The sequence below is a fragment of the Aquirufa sp. TARAVU-A1A genome (assembly GCF_054558675.1).
In genome coordinates this window covers 155770-172992 of record NZ_JBPXKP010000006.1, presented here as the reverse complement: position 1 = coordinate 172992, position 17223 = coordinate 155770, and the positions used below count along the sequence as shown (strand labels likewise).

The window sequence follows — 17223 nt, the reverse complement described above, 5'->3', positions numbered from 1 at the left end:
AGAAGAATCGTTTGAAATATAAACTTATGCGTGTTTCCAAATTTGAAAAGTTACTTGTTTGGCAAAAATCAACCGAATTAGCCCTGAAGGTTTATCGCTTGTATTCAAATAATCAAGACTTTGGTTTTAAAAATCAAATTCAAAGAGCATCGGTTTCCATTGTCAATAATATAGCTGAAGGATTCGATCGAAGTTCCGACAAAGAGTTTAAGCGTTTTTTGTTTATTTCCCTAGGTTCTACCAGCGAAGTGCGTTCAATGAACTATTTGGCATTTAAACTATCATATATTTCCAACAAAGATTATGAGGAATTGAACTGTGAGTTACTTGAAATTTCCAAAATGCTAAATGGTTTGTCTAGATCACTCAATAGAAAAGAAGTAAAATACCTTTGAATCTCAACACGAACTATTTCCCTCCGGACTCACCCCCCCCTTCGGACTCGGACTATTTCCCTCCGGACTTACCTCCCCTTCGGACTCCGGACTATTTCCCTCCGGACTTTTTCCCTACCTTTGCCTTTCAATCATTTCCTATGTCACAACTCATTGCTCGTTTCGTTACTAGTAACACCGACTTCAAAGCATGCCCACCGGCTCGCTTTCCCGAATTCGCATTCATTGGTCGTTCGAATGTAGGCAAGTCCTCATTGATCAATTCCCTTACGTTCCACAAAGGATTAGCCAAAACATCCCAAACGCCCGGAAAAACCCAATTAATCAATCACTTCATGATTGATGAAAAATGGTATTTGGTCGATTTGCCTGGATACGGTTTCGCCAAAGTGAGTAAAGAAAAGCGACGTGACTTCGAAAAAATGATTTTTGATTACCTCATTCACCGCGAAAACTTAACTTGTCTATTTGTCTTAATCGACATACGTTTAAAGCCCCAAGCGGTCGATATCGAGTTCATGAACCGCATGGTCGAACATGAAATTCCCTTTCATTTGGTATTTACAAAAGCCGACAAGCTCTCCCAAAAACAAGTGAATGAAAGCGTAGATGCCTATAAAAACTTCCTATTAGAAATGTGGGATGGCCTTCCTCAAATTTTCATCACCTCAGCAGAAAAACACGTAGGACGAGAAGATATTTTAGCCAATATCGAGGAATTAATTCAATCATCCCCTTATAAAATAGGGAAATCTTAATACTTTTGCAGCCATCATTAGCTATAAACACATGGAATTATTAAACGAAGTTGCGCACATTTCTGGTAAACCTGGATTATTTAAAGTGTTAAAACCTACGCGCACTGGAGTAATCGTAGAAACACTCGACGCAGCCAAACAAAAATCAGTCGTAGGCGGCCAAACAAGAATTTCTGTCTTGAAAGACATCTCGCTTTACCTTGCCGACCACCAAGATAGCACATTGCCTCTTGCCGATTTGTTTTTACAGATCCATGCAAAATTCCAAGGTTCTTTACCTTTGGAGCCTAAAAAAGCAGCTGATGCAGAATTATTTGCAATCATCGCTGATGTAGTTCCTAACTACGATTCAGATCGCGTTTTTGCTTCCGATATCAAGAAAATCTTAAGTTGGTACCTGATTCTTTTCACGTACGTTCCTGAACTTTTCCCAGCAAAAGCGGCGAAAGCACCGAAAGCAGAAAAAGTAGAGAAGGAAGAAAAAGAACCGAAAGCAGCGAAAAAACCAGCAGCAAAAAAAGCAGCCAAATAATCATCCGCATGGAGGAGGTCATCACGATTCGGCCGATTGAGCCCCAAGACAATGCTGCGCTAGCTGAAATTATCCGAGCTGCGTTGACTGAATTTGGAGCAAACAAGCCGGGGACTGTTTACTTTGACCCTACTACAGATGCGCTATTTGAATTATTCCAAACACCCCGCTCCTATTATTTCGTCGCAACACAAAATAACAGGATCGTAGGAGGGTGTGGGATTTTCCCTACAGCAAACCTACCCGAAGGAACCTGCGAACTTGTCAAACTTTATGTTAATAAAGATGCCCGAGGAACAGGAACAGGGAAAAAACTCATGGAAAAATCCATGGAATGGGCTAAAGAAAATGGCTATACCCAAGTCTACTTGGAATCCATGCCTGAACTATCGAAAGCCGTCTCCATTTACGAGAAACAAGGTTTCATCAAACTGTGTAGCCCCTTAGGAAATAGTGGCCACGATGGATGTGACATTTGGATGACCAAAGCACTATAAAAAAAAGACCTCAATTTGCATCGAGGTCTTTTTCATTTCAGTTCAGATTTACTTATTTCAACGAGATAATATACTTCGCTAATTTAACCGCATCTTCCTTCGGTACATTTGTCATAGGTGCCATTGGAGGGTAACCAGGCCAGTTTGATGGCTGTGGTTTCGCAATCAAGGAAACAATCTTATCAACCGAATATTTCTTCTTAGCAACATCTTTGTATGCAGGGCCTACTAAACGTGCATCCACTTTATGGCATGCAAAGCATGTATACTTTTGCATCAATGGCTTGATATCAGCCGGAAAATCTTCAGCTTTCGCCTCGAATCCAAACGCAGCCACACCTAGTGCCACGGTCATAATAAATTTAGAGATAGTTTTCATATGTTATTTACGTATATACTTTTGAGGATAAGCCCTAATTGAGAGCAAATTAATGCTTTTTCGGGAAAATTCTATCCCTTCATTACAGAATCTACCGCATTTCTAACACTTCCGTGTTTTTCCAACAAATCGGCAGCTACTTCTTCGCTAACACCTGTAGCCTCACAAACCATGCGTATTGCGCGTAAGACCAACTTATGATTGCTCAATTGCATATCTACCATCTTGTTCCCGCGTACACGACCCAATCGAATCATTACGGCCGTTGAGATCATATTCAAGACTAATTTTTGTGCAGTCCCCGACTTCATCCGCGTACTTCCCGTTACATATTCAGGCCCCACAAGCACTTCGACAGGATATTGCGCTTCCGACGCAATCGGACTTCCTCCATTGCAAACAATACAGCCCGTTAAAATTCCATGCGCATTCGCTTCCTTCAAACCACCAATTACATAAGGTGTTCGACCTGATGCTGCAATACCAATCACCGTATCCAAGGGGCCAATATCATAACGCTCCATATCTTTCCAAGCCTGAACAGGATCGTCTTCCGCATTCTCTACTGCCTTCCGAATCGCCCCATCACCTCCCGCAATAATTCCGATCACCATATCAAACGGCACACCATAGGTAGGCGGACATTCCGACGCATCAACCACTCCCAAACGACCCGATGTTCCTGCCCCAATATAAAACAATCGACCTCCTTGCTCCATACGCGGAACAATTTGATTGACTAAGGCCTCAATATTCGGAATAACTTGTTCCACAGCCAAGGGAACCGTTTTATCTTCGGCATTGATTTGACGCAATAAAGTGTCCACCGTTTGCTTATCTAAATCCTCATAACGGGACGCGGATTCGGTAGCTAATAACGTTAAGTTCTCTGCCATCTTATTGGGATAATTGCTTGTAATTCGAGAAAAAATGTGGGATCGTCTCAATCCCCTTATAAAAGTTAAACAAGCCATAATGCTCGTTTGGCGAGTGAATCGCATCTGAATCCAAACCAAAGCCCATCAATATCGACTTCACTCCTAATTCTTTTTCAAACAATGCGACAATTGGAATGCTGCCTCCGCCGCGGGTAGGCACCGGCTCTTTACCAAATGTGGTGGCCAATGCATCCGATGCCGCCTGATATGCAATACTATCCGTAGGCATCAAATATGCCTCTCCACCATGATGCGCCTTAACCGTCACCTTCACGCCTTTGGGCGCAATGGATAAAAAGTGTTCCGTAAATAACCGAGTAATTTCCTCCGAACGCTGATTAGGAACCAAACGCATTGATATTTTCGCATAGGCCATCGACGGTAAAACAGTTTTCGCACCCTCACCGGTATAGCCTCCCCAAATACCATTCACGTCTAAGGTTGGGCGAATAGATGCCCGCTCAATCGTCGAATATCCTTTTTCACCATGTACCGACTGGATTCCTAAATCCTTTTGGTAGGCATCCAAATCAAAAGGCGTTTGTGCCATCGCGGCACGATCTGATGCACTTAATTCCAATACGCCATCATAAAAACCAGGAATCGTGATGTGATTATACTCATCGTGCATGGAAGCAATCATTTGGCATAAAATATTGATCGGATTAGCGACAGCACCCCCGTAAACTCCGGAATGCAAATCCCGATTTGGCCCCTGAACTGCCACTTCCATGTAACTTAAGCCGCGCAATCCCACATCAATCGAAGGGATATCATTCGCAATAATGGCCGTATCAGAAATCAGAATGACATCTGCTTTTAACAAATCCTTATTTGAGGCAACAAATAGACCCAAATTATCCGAACCTACTTCCTCTTCTCCCTCAATCATAAACTTCACATTGCAGGCCAATTCGCCGGAAGCCAACATCGCCTCAAAGGCTTTGACATGCATAAACACCTGTCCCTTATCATCACAAGCGCCACGGGCAAAAATCAAGCCATCTTTAATTACGGGTTCAAAAGGAGGATTATCCCATAGGTCCAAAGGATCTGCTGGCTGCACATCATAATGCCCATAAACCAATACGGTAGGCGCCGCAGGATCCACCATTTTTTCCCCATAAACAATCGGGAACCCCGCTGTTTCTTCTAAGCGAACATGATCAGCACCCGCTTTTCGAAGATTATCAGCCACCCACTCAGCTGTTTGGCGTACAGAACCCGCATAAGCCGGATCCGCAGAAATGGAAGGAATACGTAAAAAATCAAGTAGTTCAGCTAAGAAACGATCGCGATTCGCGTCGATATATTGTTGAGTCTGTGTCATATCATGTAGGCGGAATGGATTAGAATTCCACGAACAAATATAAAAAAATAAACCGAGGCTTTACTTCTTTGAAGGGATGAGATACATGCGATTTTCAGTTCCTTTAAAGATCCGAACAATATTCATGCGATGCGTAAATACAACAAGAAAGGCGATGAAATAGCCAAAATAGATGAGGGTAGGAATTTCTTCACCAAATACACCGAAAGTCAGTAACAAAGGAAAAACAATCGAAGCGACCATAGATCCCAAAGAGACATAGTGAGATATTCCAAATACAATTAAAAAAACAACGATACTCACCAGCGCAGCCATGGGATGCAGCGCTAATACCATGCCCAAGGTTGTAGCCACACCTTTACCTCCTTTAAAATCACAAAACACGGGAAGTAAGTGACCAATAATCGCCAAAAAGCCAAAGAATATCTTCAATGTGACGCAGGTTTGCCAATCAATTAAATGAAAATAAAACAAGACTGCGGCTAAGCCCGTAGCCAAAAAACCTTTCAGCGCATCCACAAACAATACAATACTTCCAGCTTTCTTGCCCAATACACGAAATGTATTTGTCGCCCCCGCATTTCCACTCCCTTGTGTACGAATATCGACACCGTGGTAGTTCGTTCCATACCAAATTGCAGTTGGGATTGAACCCAATAAATAACTCAAAATAGAAAGGCCTGCAATAATAAAAATCATAATTCGTTATAAGGCATTTTATTGCCGATTTTCAAATATAGGCCCGATACCTACTAAAATCAAGAAGTTCAAAAAAGTTCTTGAAATGTTTAAATTTTCGTCTTAATAATATACCAAAAACATAGATTAAAACGAGAAGTTGATCGACGCCATCAAGCGAAAACGCTGTGGATTGCCATGATCTAAATAGGACAAGCGATGAAAAGCCTGAATGCGGAGAATTTTGAAAATATTATCAATCCCATAACCCACCTCGACGAATGGCTTGTTGGGGTCTAATGAATCAAACGCATATTGGTCCAAAAATTTCGATTTCAACGGGTTGTTAACATCCTTCATGATCTCGCGATTCGAATTGCGCTGACTACCCATTAACACATTAGAACTGGCTATGAAACGCCATTTCAGTTTTTTAATCAATGGCAACCGATTAAACAACAATCCTTCGAAATTATGATTGAATTGCAATGACGCATATTGATCACTCACAAACTCAAAATAATTCATCGTTGAAAACGCGCTTCGAACAAAGAAAAATGTCTCATTTCCCAAATGCGGAAACAATAAAGGCGCAGGTAAATTCGAAGGTGTATAGCCGGCAGTCAAGGTATAATCAGATCGCCCTAATTGGCCCAAACGGAATGTCTGATAAGCTTTTAACGTAAATCGTTCATAATCAAAATCTCCCCCTAAAAATCCCTTTAAACCTCGCTGATATTTAAATGTAATCACCGGAATTCGCTTAGTCGCTAAAGTAATTTTTTCATTACCATTCATGATGTATGTTTCATTCCGAGCAAAACGCGCTTCTAGTGTCACAAAAGACTCTTGGTAATAATCCTGAACTGGAGAGGCTTTCCCCATTTCTGGATTCAACCGAAACTGAAAACGAAACAAGGGATCGAAGGACCGTGTATTCAAAGAACTTGTGATACTCAAACCCTTGATTAATTCCGTAGTAAAAAAGGCCTCACTTTCCCGACGGAAAAACGCCCCAGAAAAAGCTCCCCAACGGGTAAACGCGTAAAACAGTTTATTATCCCCGATCAACTCCGGAGTCAATCCTACCCGCTCAATATCATAGCTATGTCGGATTCCCGCCATCGTCCACTTCTTCTTTGAGAATAAATAATCAATCTCAGCAGAATATTTAGGCACTAAATCCTTCGTACCAAATCCCACATTCCCACGCAATATCCAGTTTTTATCAAAGTTGGCATTCGTCCTAAATCCTAAACGGAAACGCGCCCCTTCAATTTTATTAATCGCAAAGCTGTTAATGTAAGGCCCAACTTCGATATCATTAAACTTTTTAAATCCACTGACAACAATCTCAGCCACCTCCACATATGTCCGCACAACGGGTAAATTCTTAACCGAATCGATCAACGAAGAGGCAATTAAATCTTGCCTACTTAACGGTTCGTGGCGAGCATATTTCCAGTAATTTGGATCGGGTTCTTTGGCATCCTCGGCCACCTCGGAAGCCATGTCATAGAACGAAAGCGGATGTGGCTTATTGACTACAAAATCTTTATTTGAGATGTACATTTTCAACAACATCCCTGCTGAATTCTTTGTAATCTCCTCGATATCAATCAAAAAACGGGTTTTCGCCGGCAACCAAGCGCCCGTTTCCGTTTGCTCCAATTCCTGCGAAATCTTGATCTTGTCAATGAAATTCAGGTTAGCCGCTTTATCTACAGATGCTTCAATTTGCACCAAGGCATATGAGGTGGTATCAATCCACATTTGACCCGTAAAAACAAGGTCCATCGGATTCTTCGGATCAAAATCCAATTGATAACACACATGGCCGTCCACATTGATTGTGTCTCCTAAATAAAATTTATAATTCCCCTTCCAATTATCCCCGATCGGACTTGCAAAATCCTTCCCGAAAAAGGATACATAGGATTGATAAAAATTATAGTTGGCGACTAAATTCCCCCCCACTAATTGTGAAATGACACTCCCATCTTTAACCCCAACCCCTTTAATATTGGTTTTCAAAACATGCTCACGTTTCCGTTGGGGCGATTCTCGGTAATAAAATTTACTGATGGATTCCGAAATGTAGGTTGGGATAACTAGTTTACCATCATCGCCTGCCAACTTCTCAAACTTTTTAACGGCCTCGGAAATATCTTGCATGATTTTCCTGTCCTTGAATTTATCGGAAATGTTATCAACATCCAGCTCCATCTTTGAATAAGAAGAATATTCGTATGATTCGAGTTTACTCCGATCATTTTTTTCTCGATTCTTTATCACATTCCGAAGAATCTTAAACGCTGGATTTTCCCCAGAATAGACGATTACTTCAGCCATCTCCTTGGTTGCAGACTCCAATTGGAAATCAATCTCAAGGGCCTTAGCCTTCTTGTCCACCCATTTAACCCGCTTTTTATAACCAACTACCGACGCAAAAAGCGAATCTGTCATCGATTTGGCATGCAACGTAAACTCTCCTTGAAAATTCGTGGTAGCCCCATAGTTCAATCCCAAAACCCCTACAGAAGCAAAGGGAATAGGATCACCGTTAGCAGCATCCGTTACGCGGCCTTTAATGACCACTTGTGCAAAAGCCGCCTGAGCAAAGATTAAAAAGAATAAGAGAAGCCTAACTCGGCCACTTCGTTTGAACATGAACTCAAGGGTATTAAATCAACCAAAAATACAAAATGCGTGGGTAAATTCCCTAGTTGTCTATAAAAAATCCTGTTTCGTCGATGAAGCTTTTAAATTTCTGCATCGCACGTGCCCGATGAGCCATTTGATTTTTCTCCTCCATGGTCATTTCTGCAAAGGTCCGATCGAATCCCACAGGCACAAATACGGGATCATAACCAAAGCCATGCTCACCTCGTGGGCTCGATGCAATTTGGCCTTGAATTTCCCCTTCAAAGCAATCGTATTGCCCTTGATGATGGAAGGTTAAGACAGTCACAAAACGCGCTGAGCGATCCGAAATTCCTTCCAACTCCCCCAATAATTTCTGAACATTCGCGGCATCATCTTTGGGCTCACCCGCATAACGTGCGGAATATACGCCAGGTCTTCCACCCAACGCATTTACCTCAAGACCTGAATCATCTGATAAACATGTCACCTGAAAATGCTCCGCAATGTAAGCGGCCTTTTGCATGGAATTTTCTTGTAGTGTATTTCCCGTTTCAGGAATTTCAACCGATACACCCAATTCAAATACCGTATGAATGTCAAAAAGATCCCCGAGGAGATCTTTTATTTCTTCAATTTTATGTTGATTTTGAGTAGCTAAATACAAGCGCTGTTTTTGCTTCATTATTGAGCTGATATAATTTCAATTTCGAAATACAAGGGTGAATAACCTGGAATCGCAGAATTACCTGCCGTTCCATATGCTAATTTATAGGGCAAAATAATCGATGCCTTCTCCCCAATCCGCAACTTCATCACCGCTTCCTCAAAACCAGCAATCAAATTTCCAGATCCCGCATAATAAGCACTCGCAGCAGAACCGATTGTTCCTGATCCAAAGGTAGGACTGTAAAACCATTTGCCTGCTGAATCTTGTTGCAAAACGCCATACCCAAATTTACCTACATAGCTCACGACAACATTTTGGCCAACCAAAACCTGCGCTGCAGCAGGTTTTTCTACGAGTTTTTTGAAAAACATACCCGAAGTTGTTAGCTCTGCATTTTGCATTCCATATGCTACTTTCATATCATCCATTTGCTCCGCTTCCGTGCGTATCGCGATAACAGTAATGTCTACACGAATGGTGGAATAAGAAGGAACATTTCCAAACGAACTGCCTCCAAAAGCCAAAGAAGCCGGCAAGATAAACACACCTGATTCCCCTTCTTTCAGATTACTCAACGGCAATGTAAAAACCGTCGCTTTTGTGCCCCAAACTTCCGCCTTAAATTGATTCAAAACACGATTTGTCGAATCAACGAGCGTTCCGTCCAACAAAGTCATTTTATAATGAAATTTGATTAAATCCGACGCAGTTGCCGTTTTACCTGTTGACCCTTTGGTATCCTTCAAAAAATACATCCCATCCGCAGTCTTTTGCATCGTCAAATTACGATCCTTAATGTATTTCTGAATGGCAGCATCAGCCTGTTCCGTTTGCTGATTAATCTCATTAAAAGCGCAGCCGGACAACAAGCCCAAACTGATGCATAAAAACAAATAAAGTGATTTCATCTTATTGAATTTTAGCAACATAAATTTCAAATGCTAATGGCGTAAATCCTGGAATTGTTGAACCTGAACCTTTTTCTCCATAACCAATCGGAGAAGGGAAAACCAATATCGCACGCTCCCCTAAACGCATTTTCTCAACACCTGTTTGAAAACCAATGACCGTCGATGTTCCACCAATCGTCACCGAAAAACTATCTGTCCGCGCCATATTCCCATCAAATGCAAAACCATTTAGAAAACGACCCGTGTACTTCAACTTCACTACTTGGCCAGCAGTAGGCAAATCCCCTGTTCCCGGATTAAGACGGATATATCGAAGTCCATTAGCATCCTGTGTTGTAACGGCCAACTTTTTCTTTGCGATGAAATCTTCAATTTGGTCATTTTGACTACGAACAACATAGTCTTTTATCAATACCTTGAGCGGCGTATATGCAGGCAAACCTGCAAAACTTTGTGATGTACCTGGAATTGCCATCACCGCTTGTTCGCCTTCCTTAATATGAGCCATCAATTTGGCATAGACGGGATTTAAATAACCGTATTGATATACCAAAGGCGTCTTGGTGCTGTCCAACACTTCTCCTGTCAACAGGTTTGAAAGGACATAACGCATCTTAACCGTATCCCCTTTTGAGGCCGTTTCACCTGCCACGTTGGATTTTGAAACATAATAAAATGCACCATCTTCCATTGCGATAGGGTTTTGGCCCAACTTCGAAAAATACGCCAATATTTGCGCCTGATTCTCCTTCGCTTTCGTCACATCTGCTAATTCAACATCTGACAAGCAAGCTGTCATGCCCAACATAATCCCGAATGCAAATACGATTTTTTTCAAACTACTGTGATTTAACATGAAACCCAATTAACCAACGAAATGCTAACGATTTAGGTTAGCATTTCGTATCAATGATCTTAAAATTACTAGAAATTATTTCTTCGAAAGAACTTCTAATTCAAATACTAATACCGAGTTCGCTGGAATCGGGCCACGAGCCTGATCTCCATAGGCGATTGGCGAAGGAATCACAAAAGTGGCTTTACCACCCGCCTTCATCAACGTTAAAGCCTCATTAAATCCTGGAATCATTTGACCCAATGGCATTTCAGCTGCACTTCCTTTATCGAACTCTTTTCCATTCATGAATGTACCTCGGTAATTCACTACCCAAGTCTCTCCCATTTTTGGTGAAGGACCCGAACCCGCTTTTTCAATTGAATAATTCAATCCAGAAGCGGTTTTTTGGAATGTTTTACCAGTCTTAGCAATGTAAGCCGCAATTAACGCAGGCTCTTGTGCAATCATCTTCGCAGCATTTTTCTTCGCAACCGCTGCTTGCGCTTCCATTTCTTTCTCAAATTCACCTTTCGATTGAACTTTCAAAATACGTACGGAATATTTCAAATCCGTTCCTGGCTTCAAGAATGGAGGCAATGGAGCTTGAACCGTCTTGATCAAACTATCAATAGGCACCAAAATTGTCGCAGAGTCACCTACCGACAATAAACGTAAACCATTTTCAAATGTTCCTTTAAACGCTCCTGGAGCCGCTTGTGGCGCCTGAACCATCCCTTTACCCGGTTGGCCTTCCTTGTGCGTATCCTGTAATACAGAATCCGCTCCGTTACGAATCACCAAATCAAACGTAATGATATCACCATCCTTCAATTTTTGTGCCTTGTCATCGTGTTCGTGAATTTGAATCTTCACTCCCTCAATAACTTCTACTTTGTCTTTGCCACATCCCACTACCATCGCAGCAGCTACAGCTAGTAATCCAATCGATTTACGCATGATTATTTGTTTATATTTTATAAATTTTTAACTCGTTTTATTTCAGAAAGATACAAAGGTAACACTTCCTTTAATTTTTCCTTCGCTTGTTCTATTCCTCCCGCAGAAAATCTTCCACCTGAAGCGTTTTTATGTCCTCCTCCTTCAAAATAAGTCGCAGCAAACGTATTCACCGCAAATGGCTCAATCGAACGGAACGACAATTTAACCCCATCCGGTCGTTGGATCATACAAATAGACCAAACCGCTCCCGCTAGCTGCAAACCATAATTCACCATCCCCTCCGTATCGCCTGCCTGTGAATTAAATTGCTTTTGATCTTCTTCAGTAATCCACATCAAGGCCAAATGGTAATCAGGCAAATATTCCAAACGGTTTGCCAACACATGTCCCAAAAAACGTAAACGATGCAAACTCGCCGAATCGAATACTTTGCGATGAACCGCATTCGTATTAACTCCTTTTTTGATCAATTCCGCAACAACCTCATGAACATGCGCCGTCGTATTGGGATGTCGGAATGAACCCGTATCCGTCATAATTCCAGAATACATGCATTCACCCATTTCCGCATCGATCAACGCCTCATCACCCCATTCACTGATTAAATCAAAAATCAATTCACAAGTAGATGCTGCAATCGTCCGGTGATAATAATAATCAGCAAAATCCTCTGGATCCAAATGATGATCAATGACCACCTTTTGACAACGCGCCGACTTTACCCAATTGGCCAAGCCATGCAAACGTTGCATGCCTGAAAAATCCAAACAAAATATCCAATCGGCTGAAGCAATTTTCTCCTCAATCGTCGACTTATGTAAAACATTTTCGAAATCTAACACCGCATCCGCCCCGGGCATCCAAGTTAAATTTCGCGACAAAGCAGATGGAATTACCACATCCACGCGCAAACCTTTCTTAATCAAATACTTCTGCCAAGCTAAGCTTGAACCAATAGCATCGGAATCAGGATTAAAGTGCGTCGTAATGACAACGGATTGACCAGGAATTAAAAGGGCGCGAAGCGCAGAAATCGAAGACATAAAAAATCGTATCGCCCGACAAATTTGGGCGTTCGCAAAGTTAGAGATAAATTTGTAAAAAAAACGTAATGCCAACAAATAGAACATTTACCATGATTAAGCCCGACGCAGTCTTAGACGGGTTTACAGGGCCTATCATCCAACAAATTGAAGAAGCGGGTTTCCGCATTGTCGCAATTAAAAAAGTACACCTAACACCTGAAGAGGCTGGTAAATTCTACGAAGTCCACAAGGAACGTCCATTTTACGGCGAATTGTGCGAGTACATGTCTTCTAACCCAATCATTCCGATGATTTTGGAAAAAGAAAATGCAGTGGCAGATTTCCGCGAATTGATCGGCGCCACAGACCCAGCGAAAGCAGCAGAAGGAACCATTCGTAAGCGTTTTGCTCGCTCATTAAGTTCAAACGCTATCCATGGTTCTGATTCCGATGACAATGCAGCCATCGAAGGGGCATTCTTCTTCCCGAACGGAAACTAATTCACGTGCTTGTAAAATAGAAAACCATTCTCCTCTTTGATTAATTGCAAATGAGGGTGATACTTAAAACGATCCTCGGCATCCGACTTCATCACAAAATAGGTGGGGCGGTCTGTCGAGGATTGTTTCATTAAGGCCTCTCCATCCGGACTTGGCCCCTGCTTTTGAAAATACAATAAGTGGGCAAAGGATTTAAAGCCGACCGTTTCAATGTAAACTTTTTGACCCACATGCGATACATAAAAATCAATCGGCGTAGCCTGGGTATAGCCGGCAATTTTAGGCAAAACAACGGCCATATAACACATCATCACCATGACACTACCCAACATCAATCGAATGATGCGTTGGAAACTTAAACTGCGTCCTAATAGTGTCCATAACACGAGCACGATGAATGTAAACCCAATCATCCATTCCCAACCAGCCCAATAAACGGGTGCCTGCAAATTATCTCTAACAAAAGCATCCTGAATATAAACAGATGCCTCGGCAGCATACATCCCGATCAGCGGGACCAAACTCAATACAATTCCAAATAGCACGCCAAACACCCCTAACGCAATCGAATAGGTGCGTTTCCATGTCCATTGACCCGCTTGAAATTCAGACAAGACTTGAGCAGAAAAATAAGTCAAAGGCAACCAGCACATCGACGAATAATGAATGATTTTGGTCTTTACCAAACTAAAAATCACCAAGACCACCCAAAATAATACTTGCATCCAGCGCGTCAAATCGATCGTCTCATCCGTTGATTTTCTTCGTAGCAAGCGCGCACCAGCCCAAATCGAAATAGGTAAACAACCCAACAATAAAACCAATACATGATAATAAACGGGTTGGCCATGCCCCGCATCGCCCGTCGTCATCAAGCGAATTTGATAAGCCACAAAATCATCCCAAATTCCCCAACCAAACTTCATAATGATCATCGCATACCAAGAGGCAAAAAGCATTACGGCAATAATCCCCGACAAGCAAGCCCCTAAAAACAGTCGGCCGACAGGCTTTGACTTCCACACTTGTTGCCAGATTCCATAAACCAATAATGTCGCACCCCATAATAATAAGGCTACTGGACCTTTGGTCAACATACCCAAACCAATACTTATCCCAGCACCTAGGGCCCAACGAAAGGAATTAGGCTGCGCATAAAATTGCGAATAGGCGTAAATTCCTAAGAAAATAAACAGATTGAACAGCGGATCAATAATCCCTGAACTGGCATATACATGTGGCGTGATGGCGGCTAAATAAGAAAAGGCCCACAAATGCCCGAAATTATCCGAAACATGTTTTTTGCCGATTCGGAATAAAATCAACAGGGTAGCAATGCCTACGAGGGCGTTCGGGAAACGAGCCGCAAACTCCATGGATGTCCATGCATTTTCCGTAAAAGTTCCAAAGAACTGAAAGCTCAACACCTGCAACCACATGAAAATAGGGGGCTTCTCCCAAAAGGGCTGAAAATTGATTTGAACGGATAACAAATCGCCGGTCACCAACATTTCCCGGGCCGATTCTGCGAAATTAATTTCATCCCAATCGAACAATTGTGACGCACCTAAAAAAGGAATGTAAACCAAACATCCCACAAACACCCAAAACAAATAAGGTTTACGCTGCAATATTTTCATGATAGAGATAATAGAAAATCGACGAAGTACTCATTCCAATTAAAGCGCCAAAAGCTACGTCGACAGGGAAATGCTGAAATAAATAGACACGTGAAATCCCAACCCCACAGGCTAAAATTGCCATTGCAAGCCCTGCCCAACGTTTATTAATGTAAAGCGCAATCCACATAAAACAAAACCAAGCCGCGGCTGTGTGGCCCGAAGGAAAGCTGTTGTATTCATTCATTTCTACCCCAGGAACCAAATACCAAGGAATATCAACCGCTTTGAAATAGGCATAAGGCCTCAGTGCACCGGGGAAAACCAAATGCTTCAAGCCTTGAACGACCAACGTAGAAACAGCATACGAGAACAAAAAGGGTTTCACCCAAGCACGTTTTTTGTATACAAACAAGATCAATACAAGGATAGGAATGAGCAATTCGCCGGCAAACGTGAGTGCCCGAAACAAATAATCCAATTTGAACGCATGCCAATTATTGACAATCCGCATTTGATCAAAGCGATCAAAGACAGCTATATATCGCCCAAGAACGATTTCAAATAGTATAAATACAATTCCGTAGGCAATCCATGCCCCATTCAAACGTTTCATAATTTCAAAGGTCGGAAGATTTTATGAAAAAGGTAAACGCATCACTTGTTGTTTCCAAAAAATTACCTAATTTTGCATTCCTTTTTTCAAGCAAGGTCAACATGAAAGTATTAGAAGCATTTCAGATACCTATTATAGCCTTAGAGGACAAATCGTATCACTACACATTTAGCGGTGACGATGCGTTTTTTGCTGCATTTGAGCAGGATTGGGTGGAAAAAGGACGATTTGAAGTAAGTGTTGACTTAACGAAGTCAGCATTAATGATACAGGTACAGTTGAAGATTTCGGGCTCTATTGAATTGATTTGTGATCGTTCTTTAGAGGTTTTCGATTACCCATTTGAGGTAAATGAGAAACTTATTTATAAGTATTCGGATCATTCAGAGGATTTAGGTGACAACCTGTTTTTATTAGACAGAAAGGAACCAAAACTTGATTTGTCGCAGGATATATTCGATTTCATTGCATTAGTCGTGCCGATGAAAAAGTTACATCCACGCTTTTTGGCGGAAGAAGATGAAGCATCGGAAGATGTATTTATTTATACGACAGAAAGAGCCGATGAAAAACCTGCATCAACCCAAGATGAGGTGATTGACCCACGCTGGGCGGCACTTCAAAAATTAAAAGATTTAAAATAAAATTAATTAACAAATACCATGGCACATCCTAAACGAAGACATTCTACAACACGTCGTGATACTCGTAGAGCACATGATTTCGGAACACCAAAGCAATTGGCAGTAGATAGTCAAACAGGCGAAACGCATTTATTCCACCGTGCTCACGTGCATGAAGGAAACTTATATTACAAAGGTAAAATGATTGTAGAAGGATATTCTACACGTTAATTTTACTAGGCAGGCCCAATATTTACGATTTTTTTGAGCTTCGCTGAAAATATCCCGTTAAAATACTATTTTTTGACTAAAATTAATACTATTTTTGTCCTTAGTTTTAGTATTTAAACACCTATTGAATGAACATAGCAATCGACGTGATGGGCGGGGATTATGCCCCAGAAGCAGTAGTTGATGGGATTCTTTTAGCGATTTCAAATTTAGCTCCGGAAGAAACAATTCTTGCCGTTGGCCCAGCCGATACAATTAATACATTACTTGCTGATCGTGGATACACGGGCAGTCAAATTCGCGTTATCAACGCGGAGGAAGTAATTGAAATGGGAGAACATCCCACACGAGCATTATCGCAAAAACCCAATTCCAGCATCGGAGTTGGGTTTGCGCTTTTAAAAGAAGGCAAAGCCGATATTTTCGCATCAGCCGGAAATACGGGAGCCATGATGGTCGGCTCTTTATTCTCAGTCAAAACAATCGAAGGCATTCAACGCCCTGCCATTGCAGGCTTTATTCCACAAACGGATGGTACCCATTCGGTGATGTTGGATATTGGTGCGAATGCAGATTGCAAACCCGAAATGCTTGAGCAATGGGCGGTCCTAGGATCCGTCTATGCAGCGGCGACACGTGGCATCGAACGTCCTCGTGTAGGTTTGTTGAACATCGGAGAAGAGGAACAAAAGGGATCTATTTTGACCCAAGCAACTTATGCTTTACTTAAAGCAAACGAAAAACTGAATTTTGTTGGGAACTTGGAAGGGAAAGACGTGTTCCGTGGAAAAGCAGACGTGATTGTTACGGATGGTTTTACGGGAAATATCGTTTTGAAAATGGGGGAATCCATTTACAACATTATGAAGGAACAAGGAATGGTCAATGAATTTGTGGACCGGACTAATTACGAAAATTACGGCGGAAGCCCAATCATTGGTATTAATGGAAATGTCATCATTGCACACGGCGCTTCAAGCCCTACTGCCATTATGAACATGATTAAATTATGCCAAAACATAGTAAAATCAGAAGTAGCCAAAAAAATTAAGGCTGCCTTTGAAAACAACTAAGAACACA

Annotated in this window: 20 protein-coding genes; 8 read left to right on the top strand and 12 right to left on the bottom strand. The window is 41.7% G+C overall.

Annotated elements, in window-relative coordinates; translation table 11 throughout:
* The first annotated feature begins 26 nt into the window (after window positions 1-26).
* The 4 genes from V7S75_RS09770 to V7S75_RS09755 all read left to right on the top strand — a co-directional run bounded on the left by V7S75_RS09770 (window position 27) and on the right by V7S75_RS09755 (window position 2182).
* The gene (locus tag V7S75_RS09770) at window positions 27-395 is read left to right on the top strand and encodes a four helix bundle protein (protein WP_459513501.1); all 369 of its coding nucleotides are present in this window, start codon (window positions 27-29) and stop codon (window positions 393-395) included.
* Between the two features lie 140 nt (window positions 396-535).
* Window positions 536-1153: a ribosome biogenesis GTP-binding protein YihA/YsxC gene (gene yihA, locus V7S75_RS09765; RefSeq protein ID WP_459513499.1), complete on the top strand. Its 618-nt coding sequence runs from the start codon at window positions 536-538 to the stop codon at window positions 1151-1153.
* 31 nt (window positions 1154-1184) lie between these two features.
* Window positions 1185-1685: a DUF5606 family protein gene (locus V7S75_RS09760; protein ID WP_459513497.1), complete on the top strand. Its 501-nt coding sequence runs from the start codon at window positions 1185-1187 to the stop codon at window positions 1683-1685.
* A gap of 8 nt (window positions 1686-1693) precedes the next feature.
* A complete protein-coding gene (locus V7S75_RS09755; RefSeq protein ID WP_459513495.1) occupies window positions 1694-2182 on the top strand; it encodes a GNAT family N-acetyltransferase in 489 nt (162 codons plus the stop codon).
* 52 nt (window positions 2183-2234) lie between these two features.
* On the opposite strand, the gene V7S75_RS09750 is transcribed toward V7S75_RS09755, so the two are convergent.
* The 10 genes from V7S75_RS09750 to V7S75_RS09705 form a co-directional block, all read right to left on the bottom strand.
* Window positions 2235-2561 carry a c-type cytochrome gene (locus V7S75_RS09750; RefSeq protein WP_459513493.1) on the bottom strand — a complete coding sequence of 109 codons (327 nt, stop codon included), beginning with the start codon at window positions 2559-2561 and terminating at the stop codon, window positions 2235-2237.
* A gap of 71 nt (window positions 2562-2632) precedes the next feature.
* On the bottom strand, window positions 2633-3457 hold the full coding sequence (gene murQ / locus V7S75_RS09745) for an N-acetylmuramic acid 6-phosphate etherase (RefSeq protein ID WP_459513491.1): 825 nt from the start codon (window positions 3455-3457) through the stop codon (window positions 2633-2635).
* Window position 3458: 1 nt separating this feature from the next.
* Window positions 3459-4829: a dipeptidase gene (locus V7S75_RS09740; RefSeq protein ID WP_459513489.1), complete on the bottom strand. Its 1371-nt coding sequence runs from the start codon at window positions 4827-4829 to the stop codon at window positions 3459-3461.
* A gap of 60 nt (window positions 4830-4889) precedes the next feature.
* Window positions 4890-5528, bottom strand: coding sequence for a glycerol-3-phosphate 1-O-acyltransferase PlsY (plsY, locus tag V7S75_RS09735; RefSeq protein WP_459513487.1), 639 nt, complete (start codon window positions 5526-5528; stop codon window positions 4890-4892).
* A 126-nt stretch (window positions 5529-5654) separates the two neighbouring features.
* Entirely contained in the window at window positions 5655-8177 is a 2523-nt protein-coding gene (locus V7S75_RS09730; protein ID WP_459513485.1) for a DUF5686 and carboxypeptidase-like regulatory domain-containing protein, read from the bottom strand.
* 52 nt (window positions 8178-8229) lie between these two features.
* The gene (gene rdgB, locus V7S75_RS09725) at window positions 8230-8835 is read right to left on the bottom strand and encodes an RdgB/HAM1 family non-canonical purine NTP pyrophosphatase (protein ID WP_459513483.1); all 606 of its coding nucleotides are present in this window, start codon (window positions 8833-8835) and stop codon (window positions 8230-8232) included.
* Complete coding sequence (locus V7S75_RS09720) at window positions 8835-9728, bottom strand: FKBP-type peptidyl-prolyl cis-trans isomerase (RefSeq protein WP_459513481.1); 894 nt, start codon at window positions 9726-9728, stop codon at window positions 8835-8837. The genes rdgB and V7S75_RS09720 overlap by 1 nt, the downstream gene beginning before the upstream one ends.
* A gap of 1 nt (window position 9729) precedes the next feature.
* Window positions 9730-10569 carry an FKBP-type peptidyl-prolyl cis-trans isomerase gene (locus tag V7S75_RS09715; protein WP_459513480.1) on the bottom strand — a complete coding sequence of 280 codons (840 nt, stop codon included), beginning with the start codon at window positions 10567-10569 and terminating at the stop codon, window positions 9730-9732.
* A gap of 93 nt (window positions 10570-10662) precedes the next feature.
* Complete coding sequence (locus V7S75_RS09710) at window positions 10663-11526, bottom strand: FKBP-type peptidyl-prolyl cis-trans isomerase (RefSeq protein ID WP_459513478.1); 864 nt, start codon at window positions 11524-11526, stop codon at window positions 10663-10665.
* A gap of 17 nt (window positions 11527-11543) precedes the next feature.
* Window positions 11544-12572 (bottom strand): DHH family phosphoesterase, encoded by a 1029-nt coding sequence (locus V7S75_RS09705; RefSeq protein WP_459513476.1) that lies wholly within the window; start codon window positions 12570-12572, stop codon window positions 11544-11546.
* A gap of 68 nt (window positions 12573-12640) precedes the next feature.
* Between V7S75_RS09705 and V7S75_RS09700 the strand changes: the two genes are divergently transcribed.
* Window positions 12641-13054 (top strand): nucleoside-diphosphate kinase, encoded by a 414-nt coding sequence (locus V7S75_RS09700; protein WP_459513474.1) that lies wholly within the window; start codon window positions 12641-12643, stop codon window positions 13052-13054.
* On the opposite strand, the gene V7S75_RS09695 is transcribed toward V7S75_RS09700, so the two are convergent.
* Complete coding sequence (locus V7S75_RS09695; protein ID WP_459513472.1) at window positions 13051-14694, bottom strand: ArnT family glycosyltransferase; 1644 nt, start codon at window positions 14692-14694, stop codon at window positions 13051-13053. The genes V7S75_RS09700 and V7S75_RS09695 overlap by 4 nt on opposite strands.
* Complete coding sequence (locus V7S75_RS09690; protein WP_459513469.1) at window positions 14675-15289, bottom strand: phosphatase PAP2 family protein; 615 nt, start codon at window positions 15287-15289, stop codon at window positions 14675-14677. The genes V7S75_RS09695 and V7S75_RS09690 overlap by 20 nt, the downstream gene beginning before the upstream one ends.
* A 23-nt stretch (window positions 15290-15312) precedes the next feature.
* On the opposite strand from V7S75_RS09690, the gene V7S75_RS09685 reads away from it, so the two are divergent.
* The 3 genes from V7S75_RS09685 to plsX all read left to right on the top strand — a co-directional run bounded on the left by V7S75_RS09685 (window position 15313) and on the right by plsX (window position 17216).
* Window positions 15313-15933 (top strand): YceD family protein, encoded by a 621-nt coding sequence (locus V7S75_RS09685; RefSeq protein WP_377976884.1) that lies wholly within the window; start codon window positions 15313-15315, stop codon window positions 15931-15933.
* Window positions 15934-15951: 18 nt separating this feature from the next.
* The gene (gene rpmF, locus V7S75_RS09680; protein ID WP_377976883.1) at window positions 15952-16143 is read left to right on the top strand and encodes a 50S ribosomal protein L32; all 192 of its coding nucleotides are present in this window, start codon (window positions 15952-15954) and stop codon (window positions 16141-16143) included.
* 128 nt (window positions 16144-16271) lie between these two features.
* Entirely contained in the window at window positions 16272-17216 is a 945-nt protein-coding gene (gene plsX, locus V7S75_RS09675; RefSeq protein ID WP_459513467.1) for a phosphate acyltransferase PlsX, read from the top strand.
* Window positions 17217-17223 lie beyond the last annotated feature (7 nt).